Raw genomic sequence first — 17,010 nt, forward strand, 5'->3', positions numbered from 1 at the left:
CTCGCGGCACTGCACGCCTTCGGCACCCGGCCGGGCGACTGATCAGCTGAGGGCCGTGCGCAGCCGGCCGGTGAGGTCGAGCATCACGGTGCGGGCAGCGCAGTCGAGCCCGACGAAGTTGGCGAACCCGTGGATCAGGCCGGGTTGGCGTTCCATCGTCAGCTCCACACCGGCATCGATGAGCCGTCGCGCATAGGTCTCCCCCTCGTCACGCAGCGGGTCGAAGCCTGCGGTGACGAGGTGGCCCGGGCAGACACCGGCCGGGATCTCGGCGTTGAGGATGTCGACGCGTGGGTCCTTGAGGTCCGCCTCCGTCGGCAGATAGCTCTGCTCCGCGAGGTCGAGGAACTGCCGGGTGAGGAAGAAGCCCTCGTCGAACATCCTGCGGCTCTCACTCAGGCCCGCGGCATCGGCCATCGGGTAGATGAGCAGCTGGTAGGTGAGCGGCAGGCCCTCCTCCGCGGCAGCGAGTGCGAGATGCGCTGCCAGGTTGCCGCCCGCGGAGTCCCCACCGACGGCGAGACGTGCGGTGTCGACCTGCCACTGCTCCGGATCCGCGACGAGTGCACGGAACACGGCCAGGCAGTCGTCGTGCGCCGCCGGGAAGGAGTGCTCGGGAGCGAGCCGGTAGTCGACGGAGAGGACCTGCACCCCGGCCTGCTCGGCCAGGAAGCGTCCCACTGCGTCATGGGTCCCGTGCCGGGCGCCGTAGATGAAGCCACCCCCGTGGAGGAAGAGCAACGTGGGCAGCGGTTCGCTGGCGCCCACGAGAGCACGCGGCGTCAGCACCCGCACCGGAACTCCCGCGATGCTCGTGTCCCAGGAGGAGCCGATCGGCTGCTCGCCCGCGACCATCCGGCTCTGGCCTTCGAGTGCGATGCGCCCCTCGGGGATCGTTCGGGTCTCCGCCCCTCGCTCGCCACTCAACTTCTGCAGGCGCAACAACAGCTGGGTGTCGAGGTCGAGCGTCTGGCCCGCCCGCACCACCGGCGTTCCCGCAATCATGCGCTTGACCCTGGTCGGCAGCCGTACGGCGCCTCGCGCGGTCGCCGCCTTCGCTGCGGTCTGGGCTCGGTTCAGGAGTCCGTTGCTCACCATGTACCCGACAGTAACCTCCCGTCAGTGAGGTCAGCCAGCTGACACCCGACGTACTTTCTCGACACCGCACGTTCATCTTCAGGTGCCACACTCGTGCGCATGAGCGCCGAAGGTCTGCCCACCCACGCTGCCGGGTCCTTGGAAGAGGGCCCGCTCGACGCATTCCGGGCTGCTGCCACGACAGGCGTCTTCGAGGTGGATCCTCCCTACATCCCGACGGCGCCCGAGATCGCGGCGCTCGCCGACTTCCCGGACCGGTTCTCCGACCGTGAGCTCTCCTGGGTCCGCTTCAACCAACGAGTCCTGGAGCTGGCGGAGGACCCGGAGCTCCCCCTGTTGGAACGGACCCGGTTCCTGGCGATCTTCACCAGCAACCTCGACGAGTTCTTCATGGTCCGCGTCGCCGGACTCAAGCGAAGGATCGCGGCCGACGTGGCGGTGCGCTCGGCGTCGGGTCACCTGCCACGGGAGGTGCTCGACCGGATCTGGGTGCACACCACCGAACTGATGCAACGGCACGCCACCCACTTCGCCGACGTGATCGTGCCGGCGTTGGAGGCCGAGGGCATCCAACTGCTGCGCTGGGAGCAGCTCGACCGAGACGAGCAGAAGTTCTGCAAGAAGCTCTTCAAGGAGCGGGTCTTTCCGGTGCTCACGCCGTTGGCGGTCGACCCGGCACACCCGTTCCCCTACATCTCGGGGCTCTCCCTCAACATCGCGGTGCTCATCCGTGATCCGAAGTCGGGCAAGGAGCACTTCGCCCGCGTGAAGGTGCCACCGATCTTCGACCGCTTCGTCGCGCTCGGCAACCAACGGTTCGTCCCGCTCGAAGACGTCATCGGCGAGCACCTCAAGCGGCTCTTCCCAGGCATGGAGGTGCTGGAGGCACACACCTTCCGGGTCACCCGCAACGAGGACCTCGAAGTCGAGGAGGACGACGCCGAGAACCTCCTGGCCGCTCTCGAGAAGGAGCTGCTGCGGCGCAAGTTCGGTCCACCGGTGAGGCTCGAGGTGGAGCAGTCGATCAACGACCGAGTGCTCGACCTGCTGGTCTCGGAGCTCGGCGTCACCCAGCAGGAGGTCGTCCGGCTGCCCGGGCCACTCGACCTGCGTGGACTCAACGACATCGCCGACCTCAGCCGCGACGATCTGAAGTACCCCACCTTCGTGCCGAAGACCCACCAGCAACTCGCGCCCGTGGAGTCGGCAAGCCCGGTCGACGTCTTCAAGGCGATGCGCCGGGGCAACGTGCTGCTGCACCACCCCTATGACTCGTTCGCGACCTCCGTGCAGCGGTTCATCGAGCAGGCGGCGGCCGACCCGCACGTGCTGGCGATCAAGCAGACGCTCTATCGCACCTCCGGCGACTCGCCGATCATCGACGCCCTGATCGACGCGGCCGAGGCGGGCAAGCAGGTGCTGGTGCTGGTGGAGATCAAGGCTCGCTTCGATGAGTCCAACAACATCCGGTGGGCCCGCAAGCTCGAGCACGCGGGCTGCCACGTCGTCTACGGCCTGGTCGGCCTCAAGACCCACTGCAAGCTGGCGATGGTGGTGCGCGAGGAGCCCGAGGGAATCCGTCGCTACACCCACATCGGCACCGGCAACTACAACCCCAAGACCGCCCGCTTCTACGAGGACTTCGGCCTGCTCACCAACGATCAGGCGATCGGGGAGGACGTCGCCCACCTCTTCAACAACCTGAGCGGCTGGTCGCGCAACGCGTCGTACGACGAGCTGCTGGTCGCGCCCGACTCGGTGCGCAACGGTCTCATCGAGCAGATCCATGTGGAGATCGGCAACCACCGCTCGGGGCTGCCCGCGGAGATTCGGCTCAAGGCCAACTCGATCGTCGACGAGGCCGTCATCGACTCGCTCTACCTCGCCTCCCGCGAGGGAGTGCCGGTGAAGCTGCTGGTGCGTGGCATCTGTGCCCTGCGTCCCGGCGTTCCCGGCCTGTCGGAGACGATCGAAGTGCGTTCGGTGCTGGGACGTTTCCTCGAGCACAGCCGGGTCTTCTGGTTCGCCAACGGCGGAGCGCCCACAGCGTGGATCGGGTCGGCCGACATGATGCACCGCAACCTCGACCGTCGCGTCGAGGTGCTGGTCAGGTTGCCCGAGCAACGGCTGATCGACGAGATCGGGTTGCTCTTCGACCTGGCCTTCGACCCCGAGACCGACGCCTGGACCGCCGGCCCCGACGACGTGTGGACCCGCCACCGTGGCAGCCAACACCTCCAGGAGCTGCTCATCGGCTCCCGCAAACGTCGCGGAGCCGCGAAGACCTGAACGTCAGCGGCACCGCCTCGCCGTCAGCAGGTCGCGAGGAGCACCGGTCCGGTGGCGAGGGACGACATCGGGAAGGCATCGGCCCGCACCTTCCCAGTGAGGATGACGAGGGAACCGTCTGCCTCCGAGTCCGCCAGGTCGAAGACCTCGGGATAGGCGACGTACTGCGCGGGGTCCTCGGCCCTGGCCAGGGCCGCGCGGGAGCGGGCATTGCGTCCCGCCCGCTCCTCGTCCTCGAAGCCGAAGACCACCCGCAGGTCGTCGCCGGGGAGGAGGGCGACGACGTACCCGGTCAGTGGTGAGACGCCACCGGCTTGCTCGACCAGGGCGCGTGCCGTCGTCTGGGCGTCCGGGGCGGCCTGCGTCAACGACAGCTCCGCACACGCCCGGTCCTGCAGCAACGCAGTCGCGGTCAACGGTTCGCCGGCAGCCTCCAGCAACTCCCCTGTGTCGACACCGCCCTCACCCTCACGGATGATCTTGATCGTCTTCTCCAGCTCTTCGCGGTTGTCGGATCCGACGATCAGGCCCTCGTCCTCGAAGAGGGCCATCGTCTGCAGCTGGTACGCCGTCAGCCCGGTGACCTTTGCGACGGCGTCGGGTCCGCCCGACCAGACGCCGCCGTCGAGCTCGTCCTTGCCGGGACCGGTGTAGCCGAGGTCGCGCACCCGGTCCCGCACCGTGCCGAGATCCTGTTCGGTGCGCACCACGACCACCTGGCCCTCCGCCGACTGCCCGAAGACCTCCCACTCCGCAGCCAACGGGCTGAAGCCGAATCCGTCGGCGAGCAACAACGCCGACGAGGCGAGGGACGAGGTGGCCAGCTCCCGATCGGTCGCCTCGGCGAGGAACTCCTCGGCGGCGGAGTCGGTGCCCGAGACGTCGCCCGCGCCCAGCTCCTCGCGGACACCCGCCCAATCCGTCCAGATCACGCGTTGGGTCTGCTTCGGCAACATCGACACTGCGCTCTCGAACTCGGTCGGGCGGGGCCAGAGACGCCAGGCCGTCACGGCGGCGCCTGCCACGAGCAGCAGGACCACGCCGGTGACCAGCAGCGCGCGAGGTGAAGGGCGAGTGAACATGGTCGCTCTGCTTTCCGGTCCGGGAGGTTGCGGTGTGAGACTAGTCGTCATGCCGCCCAGCCCCATCCTCGCTGCCGGAGCCGTCGTGATCCGCAAGGGCGAGGTGCTGCTCGTGCACCGACCTCGCTACGACGACTGGTCGTTCCCCAAGGGGAAGCTTGACCGGGGCGAGCACCTGACGAGCTGCGCGGTGCGCGAGGTCCGCGAGGAGACCGGCCTCGACATCCATCTGGCCCGCCCGTTGCCGCAGCAGGAGTACCTCGTCGGCAAGCGGGAGAAGGTCGTCAGCTACTGGGTGGGCCGCGTGGTCGGTGATGCCGACGTCAGCGGCTATGAGCCCAACGACGAGATCGACCAGGTCGCCTGGGTGTCCCTCGACCGTGCCGGGACACTCCTCACCCACCCCCACGACCGCGGCACCCTCGCCGATGCCGTCACCGTGCGGGGAGCGGGCGGCGGGCGCACCCGCACCCTCGTCGTACTCCGCCACGCCGTGGCGCGCTCCCGCAGCGGCTGGCGTACCGACGACCGTTTCCGCACCCTCGTGATGAGTGGTGAGCGGCAGGCGGCTCGGATCGCCCCGGTACTGGCGGCGTACGACGTCAGGAGACTGACCTCCTCCTCCAGCACCCGCTGCATCGCCACCCTGCTCCCCTACGCCGACCTGACCCAGCGTCACATCGCGACGGCGGACGAACTCTCCGAGGAGGGGGCGACGCCGGATCGGGTCGCGCGGATCGTGCAGCGCCTGCTCTCCGAACGGCAGCCCACTGTGCTGTGCACCCATCGTCCGGTGCTGCCCCTGGTGTTTGCGCACCTCGGACTCACCGATCCGGGTCTGGAACGCGGCGAGCTGGTCGTCGTGCACCATCGCGACGGACGGGTGCTCGACATCGAGACCCATCTGCCCTGAGCAGTCCCCGGAGATCGAAGCCGCTCGACGCTGTCAAGGATTCCCGTGCTCGTTCACGTGATGGCCGTCTCACTCTCGCTCAGCGGTGACCAAGTGGTCCGACACCGTTCACCGCTCGTTCACCGAGGCCCTCCGGACCGGTCACTTGCCCTCCCTACGTTCAGTCTTGACAAGAGACAGAACAGTTGAGGAGACACGAAGTGAATCGCACTTCCCTTCGTCGGGCCCTGGTCCCGACCGTGGCGGCCATCGCCATGCTTTCCGTGACCGCATGTGGCGCAGCCAATGAGGACGACGACGACAAGGGCGGCGACAGCAGCGGCCTCTCCGGCACCCTGAACGGTGGCGGCGCCAGCTCGCAGGAGGCGGCGCAGACCGCTTGGCGCGCCGGCTTCCAGTCCCTGCAGGGTTCGGGCGTGACGGTCAACTACGACCCGACCGGCTCCTCGGGTGGCCGTGAGGGCTTCCTCGACGGCGGCTTCGCCTTCGCTGGCACCGACTCCTACCTGTCCGACGAAGAGGTCGCCGCGGCCCAGGAGACCTGTGGCACCGGCGCCATCGAGGTGCCGGCCTACGTCAGCCCCATCGCCATCATGTACAACCTCGAGGGCGTCGACAGCCTCAAGCTCAGCCCCCAGGTCATCGCCGACATCTTCAACGGCAAGGTCACCAAGTGGAACGACTCGGCCATCACCGAGCTCAACGACGGTGTCGACCTGCCTGACGCCAACATCAACGCCGTGCACCGCTCGGACGGTTCGGGCACCACCGGCAACTTCACCAACTACCTGACCAACGTCGTGCCGGAGAACTGGCCGCACGGTGAGGTCGAGGACTGGCCGATCAAGCACGGTGAGGGCGCCAACGGCACCTCCGGCGTGGTCGCGGCCGTCACCGACAACCCCAACAGCATCGGCTACGCCGACGCCAGCCAGGCCGGCGACCTCGGCCACGTCGAGGTGCAGGTGGGCGAGGGCTTCGTCGGCCCCAGCGCCGAAGCCGCCTCGAAGATCGTCGAGGTCTCCACCCGCGTGGCCGGCCGCGCCGAGGCCGACATGGCGGTCGACCTCGACTACCAGACGACCGACGACACGGCCTACCCGATCGTGCTGGTCTCCTACCTCGTGGCCTGCCAGCAGTACGCCGACCAGCAGACTGCCGACCTCGTCAAGGGCTACCTGAGCTACGTCGTGGGCCCCGAGGGTCAGGCCGCAGCTGCCGACAACGCCGGTTCTGCGCCGCTGAGCACCACGCTGGCCGACGAAGCGCTCCAGCACATCGAGGCGATCTCCGCCAAGTAGTCCCGTCAGTTCGGTGCGGGGCCCGCACGGGTCCCGCACCGAACGTCTCGCACCAGGAGCAACCAGCGTGGCCACAGACCACACCACCGAGGTACGGACCTCGAAGCGCGCGCGCCGTCGCGGCGATGTCGTCTTCGCCGGCCTCTCCACCGGAGCCGCCTTCACGATTCTCGCGGCTCTCGCCGGTGTCGCCCTCTTCCTCACCATCGAGGGTTGGCCAGCCATCACCGCCGGCTCCGACGAACTCGGCGAAGCCAACATCATCCTGCACGTGTGGCCGCTGCTCTTCGGCACGCTGCTGGCCGCAGCGATCGCCATGCTGATCGCCACACCACTCGCCGTCGGACTCGCACTGGTGATCTCCCACTACGCGCCGCGCCGGCTGGCTGGCCCGATCGGTGCCCTCATCGATCTGCTGGCTGCCATCCCCAGCGTGGTCTACGGCCTGTGGGGCATTCAGTTCCTGGCTCCGAAGATGCTGCCGATCTATCAATGGCTGCAGGAGAACCTGGGCTTCCTCCCCTTCTTCGAGGGCCCCGCCACCACCGGCCGTACGATCCTCACGGCGTCGGTGGTGCTGGCGGTCATGGCGCTGCCGATCATCACCTCCATCAGTCGGGAGGTCTTCGCCCAGACGCCGGTCCTCCACCAGGAAGCCGCGCTCGCCCTGGGCGCCACCCGGTGGGAGATGATCCGGCTGACGGTCTTTCCCTACGGCCGGTCCGGCGTGATCTCCGCCGCGATGTTGGGCCTGGGACGAGCGCTCGGCGAGACCATGGCGATCGCCATGGTGCTCTCCGCCACGGGCGTGATCTCGTTCAACCTGATCTCGAACCAGAACCCCTCCACGATCGCGGCCAACATCGCCTTGAAGTTCCCCGAGTCCACCGGTGTGCACGTCAACGTGCTGATCTTCAGCGGTCTGTGCCTCTTCGTGGTCACCTTCCTCGTCAACTTCGCCGGACGCTGGGTTGCGTCCCGCGGTCAGGTGAAGGGCTGAGCACATGACCATCCTGGATTCCCCCACCACCGACCGACGCGACTCGCTGCCGTTGGTCGCACCGCAGCTGCCCCGCTGGGCACCCCTGCTCGCGCTGCTCATTGCCGGGTGCGCCGCCGGCATCGTGGCCATCGCCCTCTCCTGGGGACTGGCCGGCACCGTCGTCCTGACCGTCGTGCTGCTGGCAGTGGGCCTGCCACTGTGGTCCCGGGCAGTCGAAGGAAGCCGCCGGGCCAAGGACCGGCTGGCGACCATCTTGATCTGGTCGACCTTCGGCATCGCGATCTTCCCGCTGGCCACACTGATCTGGCAGGTGGTGAAGAACGGCGCCCCCGCCCTCTCCAGTGAGTTCTTCACCTACTCGATGCGCAACGTGGTCGGCGAGGGCGGTGGCATCTACCACGCGATCATCGGCACGTTGATCATCACGCTGTGGGCCACCGCGATCTCGGTCCCGGTGGGCGTCCTGGCCGCCGTCTACCTCGTCGAGTACGGCGAGAACCGGCTCCCGGCCCGGATCGTCACCTTCCTCGTCGACGTGATGACCGGCATCCCCTCCATCGTCGCCGGCCTCTTCGCCTACGCACTGTTCGTGCTCTTCTTCGGCCCCGGCGTCCGCATGGGATTCGGCGGGTCGGTTGCGCTCGCCGTACTCATGATCCCGATCGTGGTGCGCTCGACCGAGGAGATGCTGAAGCTGGTTCCCGACGAGCTGCGCGAAGCCTCCTACGCCCTCGGCGTGCCGAAGTGGCGGACGATCACCAAGGTGGTCATCCCGACCTCGCTCGCCGGCATCATCACCGGCGTCACCTTGGCGATCGCGCGGGTTGCGGGCGAGACCGCGCCACTGCTGATCATCGCCGGCAAGACGGACTCGGTGAACTTCAACGCCTTCGCCGAACGCATGCAGTCGTTGCCGGTCTTCATCTACTACTCCTTCACTCAGCCCGGCGTGCCGAAGGAGTTCGGCCAGGAACGGGCCTGGGGTGCGGCCCTGGTGCTGATCGCGCTGGTGATGGTGCTCAACCTCATCGCGCGGGTCATCGGCCGCTTCTTCGCCCCGTCCAAGCGCTGACCAACGTATTCGAGATTGGAAACACAACCCATGGCCAAGAGCATCGACGTCTCCGACCTGAACATCTACTACGGCGACTTCCTCGCCGTGGAAGGCGTCAACATGTCGATCCGAGCCCGTGCGGTGACGGCGTTCATCGGGCCCTCCGGCTGCGGCAAGTCGACCTTCCTGCGGTCACTGAACCGGATGCATGAGGTGATCCCGGGTGCCCGCGTGGAGGGCAAGGTCGTGGTCGACGGCCAGTCGCTCTACAGCCCGGAGGTCGACCCGGTGGCGGTGCGGCGGCAGGTGGGCATGGTCTTCCAGCGCCCCAATCCGTTCCCGACCATGTCGATCTACGAGAACGTGCTGGCTGGCAGCCGCCTCAACTCGAAGCGGTTGAAGAAGTCGGACGCCGACGACATCGTGGAGCGGTCGCTGAAGGGCGCCAACTTGTGGAACGAGGTGAAGGACCGTCTGGGCAAGCCCGGCATGGGCCTCTCCGGCGGCCAGCAGCAGCGCCTGTGCATCGCGCGCGCCATCGCTGTGGAACCCCAGGTCCTGCTCATGGACGAGCCCTGCTCGGCCCTCGACCCCATCTCGACCTCCGCGATCGAGGACCTCATCCACGAGTTGAAGTCCGACTACACGATCGTGATCGTCACCCACAACATGCAACAAGCCGCCCGCGTCTCCGACGAGACCGGGTTCTTCAACCTCAAGGCCGTCGGCGAGCCCGGCCACCTCGTCGAGTTCAACCCCACGAAGAAGATGTTCTCCAACCCCGACGACGACTCCACCGAGGCCTACATCTCCGGCCGCTTCGGCTGACCCCGCGGATCTTCGCTTCTTGACCGATCGTCCCTAACAGATTTGTGGTTCTCGGCTCGAAACTACAAATCTGTTAGGGACGATCTGCTTTGTTGATTGCTTCCCGCAGGCAGCAGAGCGGCCCGGACGGTCTCGTCCGGGCCGCTCTGGTGCTTGCTCAGCGGATGAGGCGGCGATGATCAAGGAGGTACTGGTACCGGGTCCCCCAGAGCTCTCGCCGCTCCTCAACCGTCTCGCGCGGCACCCACCAGTGCGGCTTCTCCAACGTCCAGGCTCGGCGGCCGGGCGCCTCGAACCTGGCACGCTTCCGCGCCGCACGCAGCCGGGTCGCGGTACTGGTCGGCGAGTGGGAGTCACCAGCCGCCATCGTCACGACCTCGAGGCCGACCATGCGGAACCTCATTTCCCGGTCCTCGTCCTGGCCACGCTGGAAGATGTGGTGCGCTCCGGCATATTCGCCGATCAGGCCCGCCTCCTCGTCGATGAGGTCCGGGATGCCGAGCAGATTGCCACGGCGGTCGAAGACCGGTTGGTTGCACAGTGGCCGGGGCAACCCCGCCACGTGCGTCCACAGCTGCCGCGCTCTCACCTCCTGGGGAGACCAGGCGTTCTCGTCGAGCCACCCCAACCAGTCTCGAGCGAGCCCGACGCCGTGGAACCGTGGATGCGTCGCGACGTACTGCTTCAGCTCCTCGAGGCTCACGAGGTCATTGAAGAACGCCATCTCAGCACTCATCGCGGCACGCAGCGGGTCCCCGGACGCGCGCATCTCGTTGAACACCGAACGCACCGGGGTGGTGCACACCAGTCCGTCATGGACCGTGAAGTCGCCGGGCGCGATGCGTTCCTCGGTGACCACGGAGTTCGCGGGTGCCCGCAGGTGCAGTGCGCTCGCCACCGGCACGTCACGTGAGGTGAGACCGCCGGATGCCCTGCCGTGGAACCACGTGCCGCCGTACCAGCGCAGGGCCGCCCAACCGGTGATCCCGCCCCGCCTCAGCGCGAGCCCCACCTCGAGGATCTGTTGCTCCGGTTCGAGCACGGGCGGTCGGTTCGGCACGAACAAGCCCGGAGCCGTACGGCGCCACCGTGGCCCGCGCGCCGCACCCGGGCTGGGTGCTCCCCGCCCAGCCCCCGCGGCTCGTGGCACATCCAGCCTTCCCCACCACCAGGGCCGACTGTCGTCGGTGATGTCGCAGACGAGCTGCTCGGCAGGCCGCCATGGCGGCCGGACTCCCGCCGCGGAGTCCCCGTCTTCTGGAAGCGGCGCAACACCCATGCGCACGATGGTGGATCAGGAGGCCGACTGCCCGCTGGGCTTGTCCACAGGCCCAATCGAAACGGCGGATCGTCCCTAACAGATTTGTAGATTTCCGAGGGGATCTACAAATCTGTTAGGGACGATCGGCAAGAGCAGGTCAGAGGACCTCGAGCAGGAAGTGGCACACGTAGTAGGCGCCGGCGGCGACGGCGGCGGCGGCGGGGAACGTGAGGACCCAGGCGGCGAGGATCGACTTGGCCACGCCCCAGCGGACGGCCGAGAAGCGCTTGGTGGCGCCCGCACCCATGACCGCGGAGGTGATGGTGTGCGTGGTGGAGATCGGGGCGTGGAAGGCGAAGGCAGTCGTGTAGAGCACACCGGCGGCGACCGCCTCGGAGGCGAAACCGCGGGCCGGGTCCAGGTGGATGATCCGACGACCGAGGGTCCGCATGATGCGCCAGCCACCCGAGTAGGTGCCGGCCGAGATCGCGGCAGCTGCCGACAGGATCACCCAGAACGGGAGACCGTCCTCGGCGGCGTAGAACCCGCCGGCGACGAGCGCCAGGAAGATGACACCCATCGTCTTCTGGGCATCCTGGAGACCGTGGCCCAGCGCCATCGCGGCGGCGGAGACGGTCTGCATGATGCGGAAGCCCCGCTGCGCCTTGTGCGGGTTCGCCTTCCGGAAGATCCACATGATGGCGACCATCACCAAGAAGGCGGCGGCGAAGCCGAAGAGCGGCGAGAGGACCATCGGGATGAGGACCTTCTCGACGATGACCTCCCACTTCACCGTCACGCCGGCGGCGATCGCAGCCCCCACGAGGCCACCGATGAGCGCGTGCGAGGACGACGACGGCAGCCCGAAGTACCAGGTGACCAGGTTCCACGCGATGGCGCCCAACAGACCAGCCATCACGATGATCAGACCGTGCGTGCCGTCTCCCGGCGTGATCACCGAGCCGACGGTGTTGGCGATCTCCTGCCCGAGGAAGGCGCCGACGAAGTTCATCACCGCCGCCATCGCCAGGGCGACGCGCGGGGTCAGCGCCCTCGTGGAGACGGACGTCGCGATCGCGTTGGCCGCGTCATGGAATCCATTCGTGTAGTCGAAGACGAGGGCGACGACGACCACCGCGATGACAATCGCGAGTTCCACGGATTCAGGACTCCTTGACCGCGATCTGCTCGACGATGTTGGCCACCGTCTCGAAGGCGTCGATGGCTTCTTCCAGAGCCTCGACGACGTCCTTCAGCTTCATCACCTCGAGCGCTTCGTACTTGCCGCTGAAGAGACTCGCCAGGATCCGACGGTAGGACCGGTCACCCGTGTTCTCGAGCCGGTTGATCTCGATCCAGAACTCGTCGAGGTCCTTCATGGCCTGCAACCGCGGCATCGCGTCGGCGGTCAGCTCAGCGCACCGCTGCAGCACCTCGACCTGCTTGGAGAGTTCAGCCGGGAGATGCTCGATCTCGTAGAGAAGGATGAGGTCGACCGCCTCGTCCATCTCGTCCATGACGTCATCGAGGCCCGACGCGAGGTCATAGATGTCCTCGCGGTCGAACGGCGTGACGAAGGTGCTGTTGACCCGGCGGACGATCGCATGCGTCGTCTCGTCGGCAGCGTGCTCGGCGTCACGCATCCGCTGCGCAACCCCTCACGGTCAGCACCGTCAGCCAACATCTCTGCAAGAAGACCAGCGCCGTTGACCAGATGCTGGGCCGACTCCGCGAAGAGGTCGTAGAAGGAAGCGTCCACAGGACGAAAGCGGAAAGCCACGTAGAACTCCTGGTGAGGAGAATCAGAACGACCTCATGCTAGGGCCAACCCCGCGCGACAGTGCAAACTGCGGGGCCACCAGCTGCGGCCCTCAGGCCCCCGACGTGACCACCGACACGCCCCTGGAGTACGTCGGAACGCCCGTTGGCGGTGCGTGCTCCCGCCCTCCTGGTGACACCAGGGGTCTTGCCCCGGTGGAGCCACTCAGCCCGCGGTCTCCGAGGACTCGTCGTCCTGACCGCTCGCACCGACCCCGAGAATGGCGTCGATCTGCTGCTGTGACAACGGACCGTCGGACTCGCTGGCGGCGACGATGAGGTTGGCGGTGAGCTCGACCTCGAGCAGCAGCTCCCCGTCTTCGAGAGTCACGTCGAACTGATCCTGCACCGAGTGTCACCTCCCTCATCCGGACACGCAGCAGCACGTGATGTCCCATCTTGCCCCCTGCGAGCGCCGCAAAACGTGACCGGGGCCAAGTTGGTCCTGAAATGACACGAAGACCCCAGTCCACCAGGGACTGGGGCCTTCGCTGAGACGTCAGGCCAGCCGGCCTTCGTCAGGGTGTCGAACGACCAGTGGGTCGATCAGACGGGGCGAACATTCTCCGCCTGCGGACCCTTGGGGCCGGCAGTGACGTCGAACTCGACCTTCTGGTTCTCGTCGAGGGACTTGTAGCCCTGCGTCTGAATCGCCGAGTAGTGCACGAAGACGTCGTCGCCGCCGTCCTCCTGCGCAATGAAGCCGAAACCCTTCTCGGCGTTGAACCACTTAACGGTGCCCTGAGCCATGTGCTCGATACTCCTTAATCGGGGCGAGAAGTCGTAAGTTGAACGACCTCACAACGGGAACGGTGACACGTCGCTCCGACTGTGGAGACACCCCACGAGAAGAAACGCCGTTGGATCACAAACTCCCCGGCGTCAGCCTTGCTGGAACTTGTTCCCGCTGCATTTCTTAGCCTACCAACTCTACGCGGTAAGGGAAGAGGGAAGCAGGTTAACTCTGGTTTAATCCGGGTCGACCGCTCGTCAGTGACTGACCAGCGCCGAGGCGAGCCGCTCCTGCTCGCTGGGTTGAACACCTCCTCCGGACGTGATGGTCACGGTGTGCACGGTGCCGTGCAGCGGATTGCCCCGCCCGTGTCGGTAGTCAACGCTGACCGGGGATCCACGATCGATGCCCACGTTGAGGGTTTCGTCGATGGAGAAGAGGAACGGCGCCGTCCGTTCGATCCGGACCGATGCCTGTTCCACGCCGTCGACCCACAGCGAGCCGACGCCTCCCTGCCCGAATCCCCCACCGTCGTACGCGAACCGGTAGTCCACCCGGTGCCTGCCGGCCACCAGCGGGGCACCCTCGACGACGCTCTCCCCCAGACCGAGGAAGTTGTAGGCATGCGTCGGCCGTCCCTCGACCAGGTGCAACGACCAGCCGCCGAACCGGCCGCCGCTCGCCACCACCACCCCGTCGGCGCCGTCGACGACCTCGATGTCGGCACTGAGCACGTACGAGGTGTTGTGCAGCAGCGGCAGGTTGCCCGGTCGCAGAAGACCGTCCCCACCGTGCAGCACCACCGACCTCGGCGCCATCCGCTCGCCGACCATCCGCTCCATCCCCCGGTCGTCGAGCGGGAGCACCTGGTGGCGGCCCGCCTCGGCGACGAAGAGCTCCTTCAGCTCCGCCAGCTTCTCGGGATGCTCGGCTGCGACGTCGTGCGCCTGCGCCCAGTCGCTGCGCGTGTCGTAGAGCTCCCAGGTGTCGTCGTCGAAGGAGAGCTCGAGCACCTGGCCGATCTCCCACGGGATCCGGTGGGAGGCGGCAGCGGTCCACCCCTCGTGCCAGATGCCGCGGTTGCCGAACATCTCGAAGTACTGCGTCGTGTGTCGGTCCGGCGCACCTGCGTCGTTGAGACTGTAGAGGAGCGAGGTGCCCTCGATCGGCCGCTGGGCCACTCCGTTGACCGTCTCCGGGTGCGGGATCCCCGCGGCCTCGAGGATCGTCGGCGTCACGTCGACGACGTGGTGCCACTGGTGCCGGACCTCCCCGCCCGCTCGATGCCGGCGGGCCAATGCACGATCATCCCGTTGCGGGTGCCCCCGTAGTGCGAGGCCACCTGCTTGGTCCACTGGTACGGCGTCGCGAGGGCCAATGCCCAGCCCACGTTGAGGTGGGGGTAGGTCGTCGGGCCACCGATCTCGTCCAGGTGCTCGAGGATCCGATCGGTGGTGTCCTTGATCCCGTTGAAGGCCAGTCCCTCGTTGAGGGTGCCGTCGATGCCACCCTCCGCGGACGGTCCGTTGTCGCCGAGGATGTAGAAGACCAGGGTGTTGTCGAGCTCCCCGGTCTCGCGCAGGAACTCGATGAGCCGGCCCACCTGCACATCGGTGTGCTCGGCGAAGGCCGCGTAGGTCTCCATCAACCGTTCTGCCACGACGCGCTGGTCGTCACTCAGCTCGTCCCAGTGCGGCACACCGCCACGCCAGGGCGCCAGCTCGGTGTCGTCCGCGACGACACCGAGCTTCTTCTGGCGGTCGAGGATCTGCTCGCGCAGCGCATCCCAGCCCTGCGCGAACTCGCCACGGTAGAGGCCCGAGTCGCGCCACTCCCGAGGCAGGTGGAAGGGAGCATGCGTGGCTCCGAACGCCAAGTAGGTGAACCACGGCTTCTCGGCGTCGAAGGTGCGCACCTGCCGCAGCCATCTGGTCGCCTCGTCGACGAGCGCCTCCGACAGGTGGAAGTCATCCTCCTCCGACGGCGTCCCCACGAAGTTGAGTCCGTCAACGAGCGTCGGGGTGAACTGGTTGCTCTCGGCCGCGAGGATGCCGAAGAACTTCTCGAACCCTCGTGGGTCGGCCACCGGTCGAACGGCCCAGCAGGTGTCTGCTCCCACACGGGCGTCTGGTGCCACTTGCCGAAGGCCCCGGTCGCATAGCCGTTGAGCTGCAGCGTCTGCGCCAACGTGGCGGCGTCCGGCCCGCGCATGCCGTCGTACCCGGGCGCAGAGGTGGCCATGTCGACGACGGTGCCCATGCCGACGCTGTGGTGGTTGCGGCCGGTCAACAGGGCGGCCCGCGTCGGCGAGCACAGCGCGGTGGTGTGGAATCGGCTGTAGCGGAGGCCGTCCTCGGCAAGTCGGTCGGCGACAGGCATCCGGCACGGGCCACCGAAGGCGGAGGAGGCTCCGAAGCCCATGTCGTCGATGAGCACCACCAAGACGTTGGGGGCATCACCTGGGGCCTGCAGTCGCTCCCGCTGCGAGAAGGGCTCCGACTGGTCGCGGATGTCGTACGCCGCCTCGACGGTTCGGCGCGGCGTGAAGCTGGGCAGGTGGTGACGGTCCATCGCTGTGGTCCTCTCAGGACGTGGTCAGGAGACCAGCCGCTTGCGGCGTGGCCGCGCGGCGGGTTTCGGCTCGGGAACTGCAGCGACGAGGTCGCGGGTGTAGTCGGCACGCGGATCGGCGAACACCCGCTCGACCGGGCCGGTCTCGACGATCTCGCCGGCGCGCAGCACCACCACGCGCTGGGCGATGCGGTGCACGACTGCCAGGTCGTGGGAGATGAAGATGCTGGCGAAGCCGAGCTCCTCCTGGAGCCGCTCGAAGAGGTCGAGCACCTCGGCCTGCACCGACACGTCGAGCGCGCTGGTCGGCTCGTCGGCGATGAGCAGCTTGGGGGCGAGCGCCAACGCCCGGGCCAGTGCCACCCGTTGCCGCTGGCCGCCTGACAACTGGTGTGGCAGCCGCTCGGCGAGGTCGGGGGTGAGCCGGACCGCCTCGAGCAGCTCCCGCACCCGTGCGTTGCGGGCGCGCCGGTCCCCGACCCCGTGGACGTCGAGCGGTTCCCGAATGCTGTCTGCGACCGTGAAGCGCGGATCCAGCGAGGCGGCCGGGTCCTGGTGCACGAAGGCGAGGTCGCGACGCAGCTCCCGGACCCGCGAGCGAGAAGCCTCGGCGAGGTCGGTGCCGGAGAGCACCACCCGGCCCTGCGCGACCGGGATCAACCCCGCTGCCACTCGCCCGAGGGTGGTCTTGCCGGACCCGGATTCGCCGACCAGGCCCAGCACTTCACCAGGACGCACCTCGAAGGAGATGTCACGCGCGGCAGTGAAGGGACCGACCCCCAGCCGAGCCGGGTAGGTGACCTCGACGCCCTCGAAGCTCAGCACCGGGTCGGTCCCGGCCTCGAGCACTGGACCGGGCACCGTGATCGTTCCCGGCTCAGGCAGTCGCGGGACTGCAGCGAGCAGCTGTCGCGTGTAGTCATGCTGGGGCGCATCGAAGAGGGTCGCGATGTCCGCCTGCTCGACGACCTCCCCAGTCGGAGCACCAGCACTCGGTCGGCGGTCTGCGCCACCACCCCCATGTTGTGGGTGATCAGCAGCATCCCCATGCCGTTGCGC

At 67.6% G+C, this 17,010-nt stretch carries 17 protein-coding genes and 1 pseudogene; 7 read left to right on the top strand and 11 right to left on the bottom strand.

Going from position 1 to position 17,010, the window contains the following annotated elements; genetic code table 11:
- Positions 1 to 42 precede the first annotated feature (42 nt).
- Positions 43 to 1,098, bottom strand: coding sequence for an alpha/beta hydrolase (locus tag L1066_RS11755; protein ID WP_235736502.1), 1,056 nt, complete (start codon positions 1,096 to 1,098; stop codon positions 43 to 45).
- Positions 1,099 to 1,197: 99 nt separating this feature from the next.
- Between L1066_RS11755 and L1066_RS11760 the strand changes: the two genes are divergently transcribed.
- The gene (locus L1066_RS11760; protein ID WP_235736503.1) at positions 1,198 to 3,387 is read left to right on the top strand and encodes an RNA degradosome polyphosphate kinase; all 2,190 of its coding nucleotides are present in this window, start codon (positions 1,198 to 1,200) and stop codon (positions 3,385 to 3,387) included.
- 23 nt (positions 3,388 to 3,410) lie between these two features.
- Here L1066_RS11760 and L1066_RS11765 read toward each other — a convergent pair whose 3' ends face one another.
- Positions 3,411 to 4,469: a hypothetical protein gene (locus L1066_RS11765; protein ID WP_235736504.1), complete on the bottom strand. Its 1,059-nt coding sequence runs from the start codon at positions 4,467 to 4,469 to the stop codon at positions 3,411 to 3,413.
- Between the two features lie 49 nt (positions 4,470 to 4,518).
- Here L1066_RS11765 and L1066_RS11770 point away from each other — a divergent pair, with 49 nt between their 5' ends.
- From L1066_RS11770 to pstB, 5 genes are all read left to right on the top strand, one after another.
- Positions 4,519 to 5,382 (top strand): NUDIX hydrolase, encoded by an 864-nt coding sequence (locus tag L1066_RS11770; RefSeq protein ID WP_235736505.1) that lies wholly within the window; start codon positions 4,519 to 4,521, stop codon positions 5,380 to 5,382.
- 200 nt (positions 5,383 to 5,582) lie between these two features.
- Positions 5,583 to 6,683: a phosphate ABC transporter substrate-binding protein PstS gene (pstS, locus tag L1066_RS11775; RefSeq protein WP_235736506.1), complete on the top strand. Its 1,101-nt coding sequence runs from the start codon at positions 5,583 to 5,585 to the stop codon at positions 6,681 to 6,683.
- A 67-nt stretch (positions 6,684 to 6,750) separates the two neighbouring features.
- A complete protein-coding gene (gene pstC, locus L1066_RS11780) occupies positions 6,751 to 7,683 on the top strand; it encodes a phosphate ABC transporter permease subunit PstC (protein ID WP_235736507.1) in 933 nt (310 codons plus the stop codon).
- Positions 7,684 to 7,687: 4 nt separating this feature from the next.
- Complete coding sequence (pstA, locus tag L1066_RS11785) at positions 7,688 to 8,758, top strand: phosphate ABC transporter permease PstA (RefSeq protein WP_235736508.1); 1,071 nt, start codon at positions 7,688 to 7,690, stop codon at positions 8,756 to 8,758.
- A 30-nt stretch (positions 8,759 to 8,788) separates the two neighbouring features.
- Positions 8,789 to 9,568 (top strand): phosphate ABC transporter ATP-binding protein PstB, encoded by a 780-nt coding sequence (gene pstB, locus L1066_RS11790; protein WP_235736509.1) that lies wholly within the window; start codon positions 8,789 to 8,791, stop codon positions 9,566 to 9,568.
- Positions 9,569 to 9,725: 157 nt separating this feature from the next.
- On the opposite strand, the gene L1066_RS11795 is transcribed toward pstB, so the two are convergent.
- The 8 genes and pseudogenes from L1066_RS11795 to L1066_RS28565 all read right to left on the bottom strand — a co-directional run.
- Positions 9,726 to 10,610 (bottom strand): ferredoxin reductase domain-containing protein, encoded by an 885-nt coding sequence (locus tag L1066_RS11795; RefSeq protein WP_235736510.1) that lies wholly within the window; start codon positions 10,608 to 10,610, stop codon positions 9,726 to 9,728.
- 376 nt (positions 10,611 to 10,986) lie between these two features.
- Entirely contained in the window at positions 10,987 to 11,988 is a 1,002-nt protein-coding gene (locus tag L1066_RS11800) for an inorganic phosphate transporter (RefSeq protein WP_235736511.1), read from the bottom strand.
- 4 nt (positions 11,989 to 11,992) lie between these two features.
- Positions 11,993 to 12,472, bottom strand: a complete 480-nt coding sequence (locus tag L1066_RS11805) for a DUF47 domain-containing protein (RefSeq protein WP_283095379.1) — start codon at positions 12,470 to 12,472, stop codon at positions 11,993 to 11,995.
- 341 nt (positions 12,473 to 12,813) lie between these two features.
- Positions 12,814 to 12,978 (bottom strand): hypothetical protein, encoded by a 165-nt coding sequence (locus tag L1066_RS11810; protein WP_235736512.1) that lies wholly within the window; start codon positions 12,976 to 12,978, stop codon positions 12,814 to 12,816.
- A gap of 215 nt (positions 12,979 to 13,193) precedes the next feature.
- A complete protein-coding gene (locus L1066_RS11815) occupies positions 13,194 to 13,397 on the bottom strand; it encodes a cold-shock protein (RefSeq protein ID WP_235736513.1) in 204 nt (67 codons plus the stop codon).
- Between the two features lie 240 nt (positions 13,398 to 13,637).
- Positions 13,638 to 14,618, bottom strand: a complete 981-nt coding sequence (locus L1066_RS11820) for an alkaline phosphatase family protein (RefSeq protein WP_235736514.1) — start codon at positions 14,616 to 14,618, stop codon at positions 13,638 to 13,640.
- Complete coding sequence (locus L1066_RS11825; protein ID WP_235736515.1) at positions 14,615 to 15,466, bottom strand: sulfatase-like hydrolase/transferase; 852 nt, start codon at positions 15,464 to 15,466, stop codon at positions 14,615 to 14,617. The genes L1066_RS11820 and L1066_RS11825 overlap by 4 nt, the downstream gene beginning before the upstream one ends.
- Before the next feature lie 23 nt (positions 15,467 to 15,489).
- Positions 15,490 to 15,801, bottom strand: a pseudogene (locus L1066_RS28565) (sulfatase-like hydrolase/transferase); the annotation flags it as partial.
- Between the two features lie 7 nt (positions 15,802 to 15,808).
- On the opposite strand from L1066_RS28565, the gene L1066_RS26675 reads away from it, so the two are divergent.
- The gene (locus L1066_RS26675) at positions 15,809 to 15,943 is read left to right on the top strand and encodes a hypothetical protein (protein WP_283095380.1); all 135 of its coding nucleotides are present in this window, start codon (positions 15,809 to 15,811) and stop codon (positions 15,941 to 15,943) included.
- Positions 15,944 to 15,975: 32 nt separating this feature from the next.
- Here the strand turns inward: L1066_RS26675 and L1066_RS11830 are convergent, their stop codons facing one another.
- Positions 15,976 to 16,812, bottom strand: coding sequence for an ABC transporter ATP-binding protein (locus tag L1066_RS11830; protein ID WP_235736516.1), 837 nt, complete (start codon positions 16,810 to 16,812; stop codon positions 15,976 to 15,978).
- Positions 16,813 to 17,010 lie beyond the last annotated feature (198 nt).

The organism is Nocardioides alcanivorans (assembly GCF_021555175.1).
Taxonomy (GTDB): domain Bacteria; phylum Actinomycetota; class Actinomycetes; order Propionibacteriales; family Nocardioidaceae; genus Nocardioides; species Nocardioides alcanivorans.

What these genes read in the sequence shown, in the direction of transcription:
- L1066_RS11755 (WP_235736502.1), bottom strand. Translation starts at nt 1,098, where the DNA reads ATGGTGAGCAACGGACTCCTGAACCGAGCCCAGACCGCAGCGAAGGCG.
- L1066_RS11760 (WP_235736503.1), top strand. Translation starts at nt 1,198, where the DNA reads ATGAGCGCCGAAGGTCTGCCCACCCACGCTGCCGGGTCCTTGGAAGAG.
- L1066_RS11765 (WP_235736504.1), bottom strand. Translation starts at nt 4,469, where the DNA reads ATGTTCACTCGCCCTTCACCTCGCGCGCTGCTGGTCACCGGCGTGGTC.
- L1066_RS11770 (WP_235736505.1), top strand. Translation starts at nt 4,519, where the DNA reads ATGCCGCCCAGCCCCATCCTCGCTGCCGGAGCCGTCGTGATCCGCAAG.
- pstA (WP_235736508.1), top strand. Translation starts at nt 7,688, where the DNA reads ATGACCATCCTGGATTCCCCCACCACCGACCGACGCGACTCGCTGCCG.
- pstB (WP_235736509.1), top strand. Translation starts at nt 8,789, where the DNA reads ATGGCCAAGAGCATCGACGTCTCCGACCTGAACATCTACTACGGCGAC.
- L1066_RS11805 (WP_283095379.1), bottom strand. Translation starts at nt 12,472, where the DNA reads ATGCGTGACGCCGAGCACGCTGCCGACGAGACGACGCATGCGATCGTC.
- L1066_RS11815 (WP_235736513.1), bottom strand. Translation starts at nt 13,397, where the DNA reads ATGGCTCAGGGCACCGTTAAGTGGTTCAACGCCGAGAAGGGTTTCGGC.
- L1066_RS26675 (WP_283095380.1), top strand. Translation starts at nt 15,809, where the DNA reads ATGAGCACCACCAAGACGTTGGGGGCATCACCTGGGGCCTGCAGTCGC.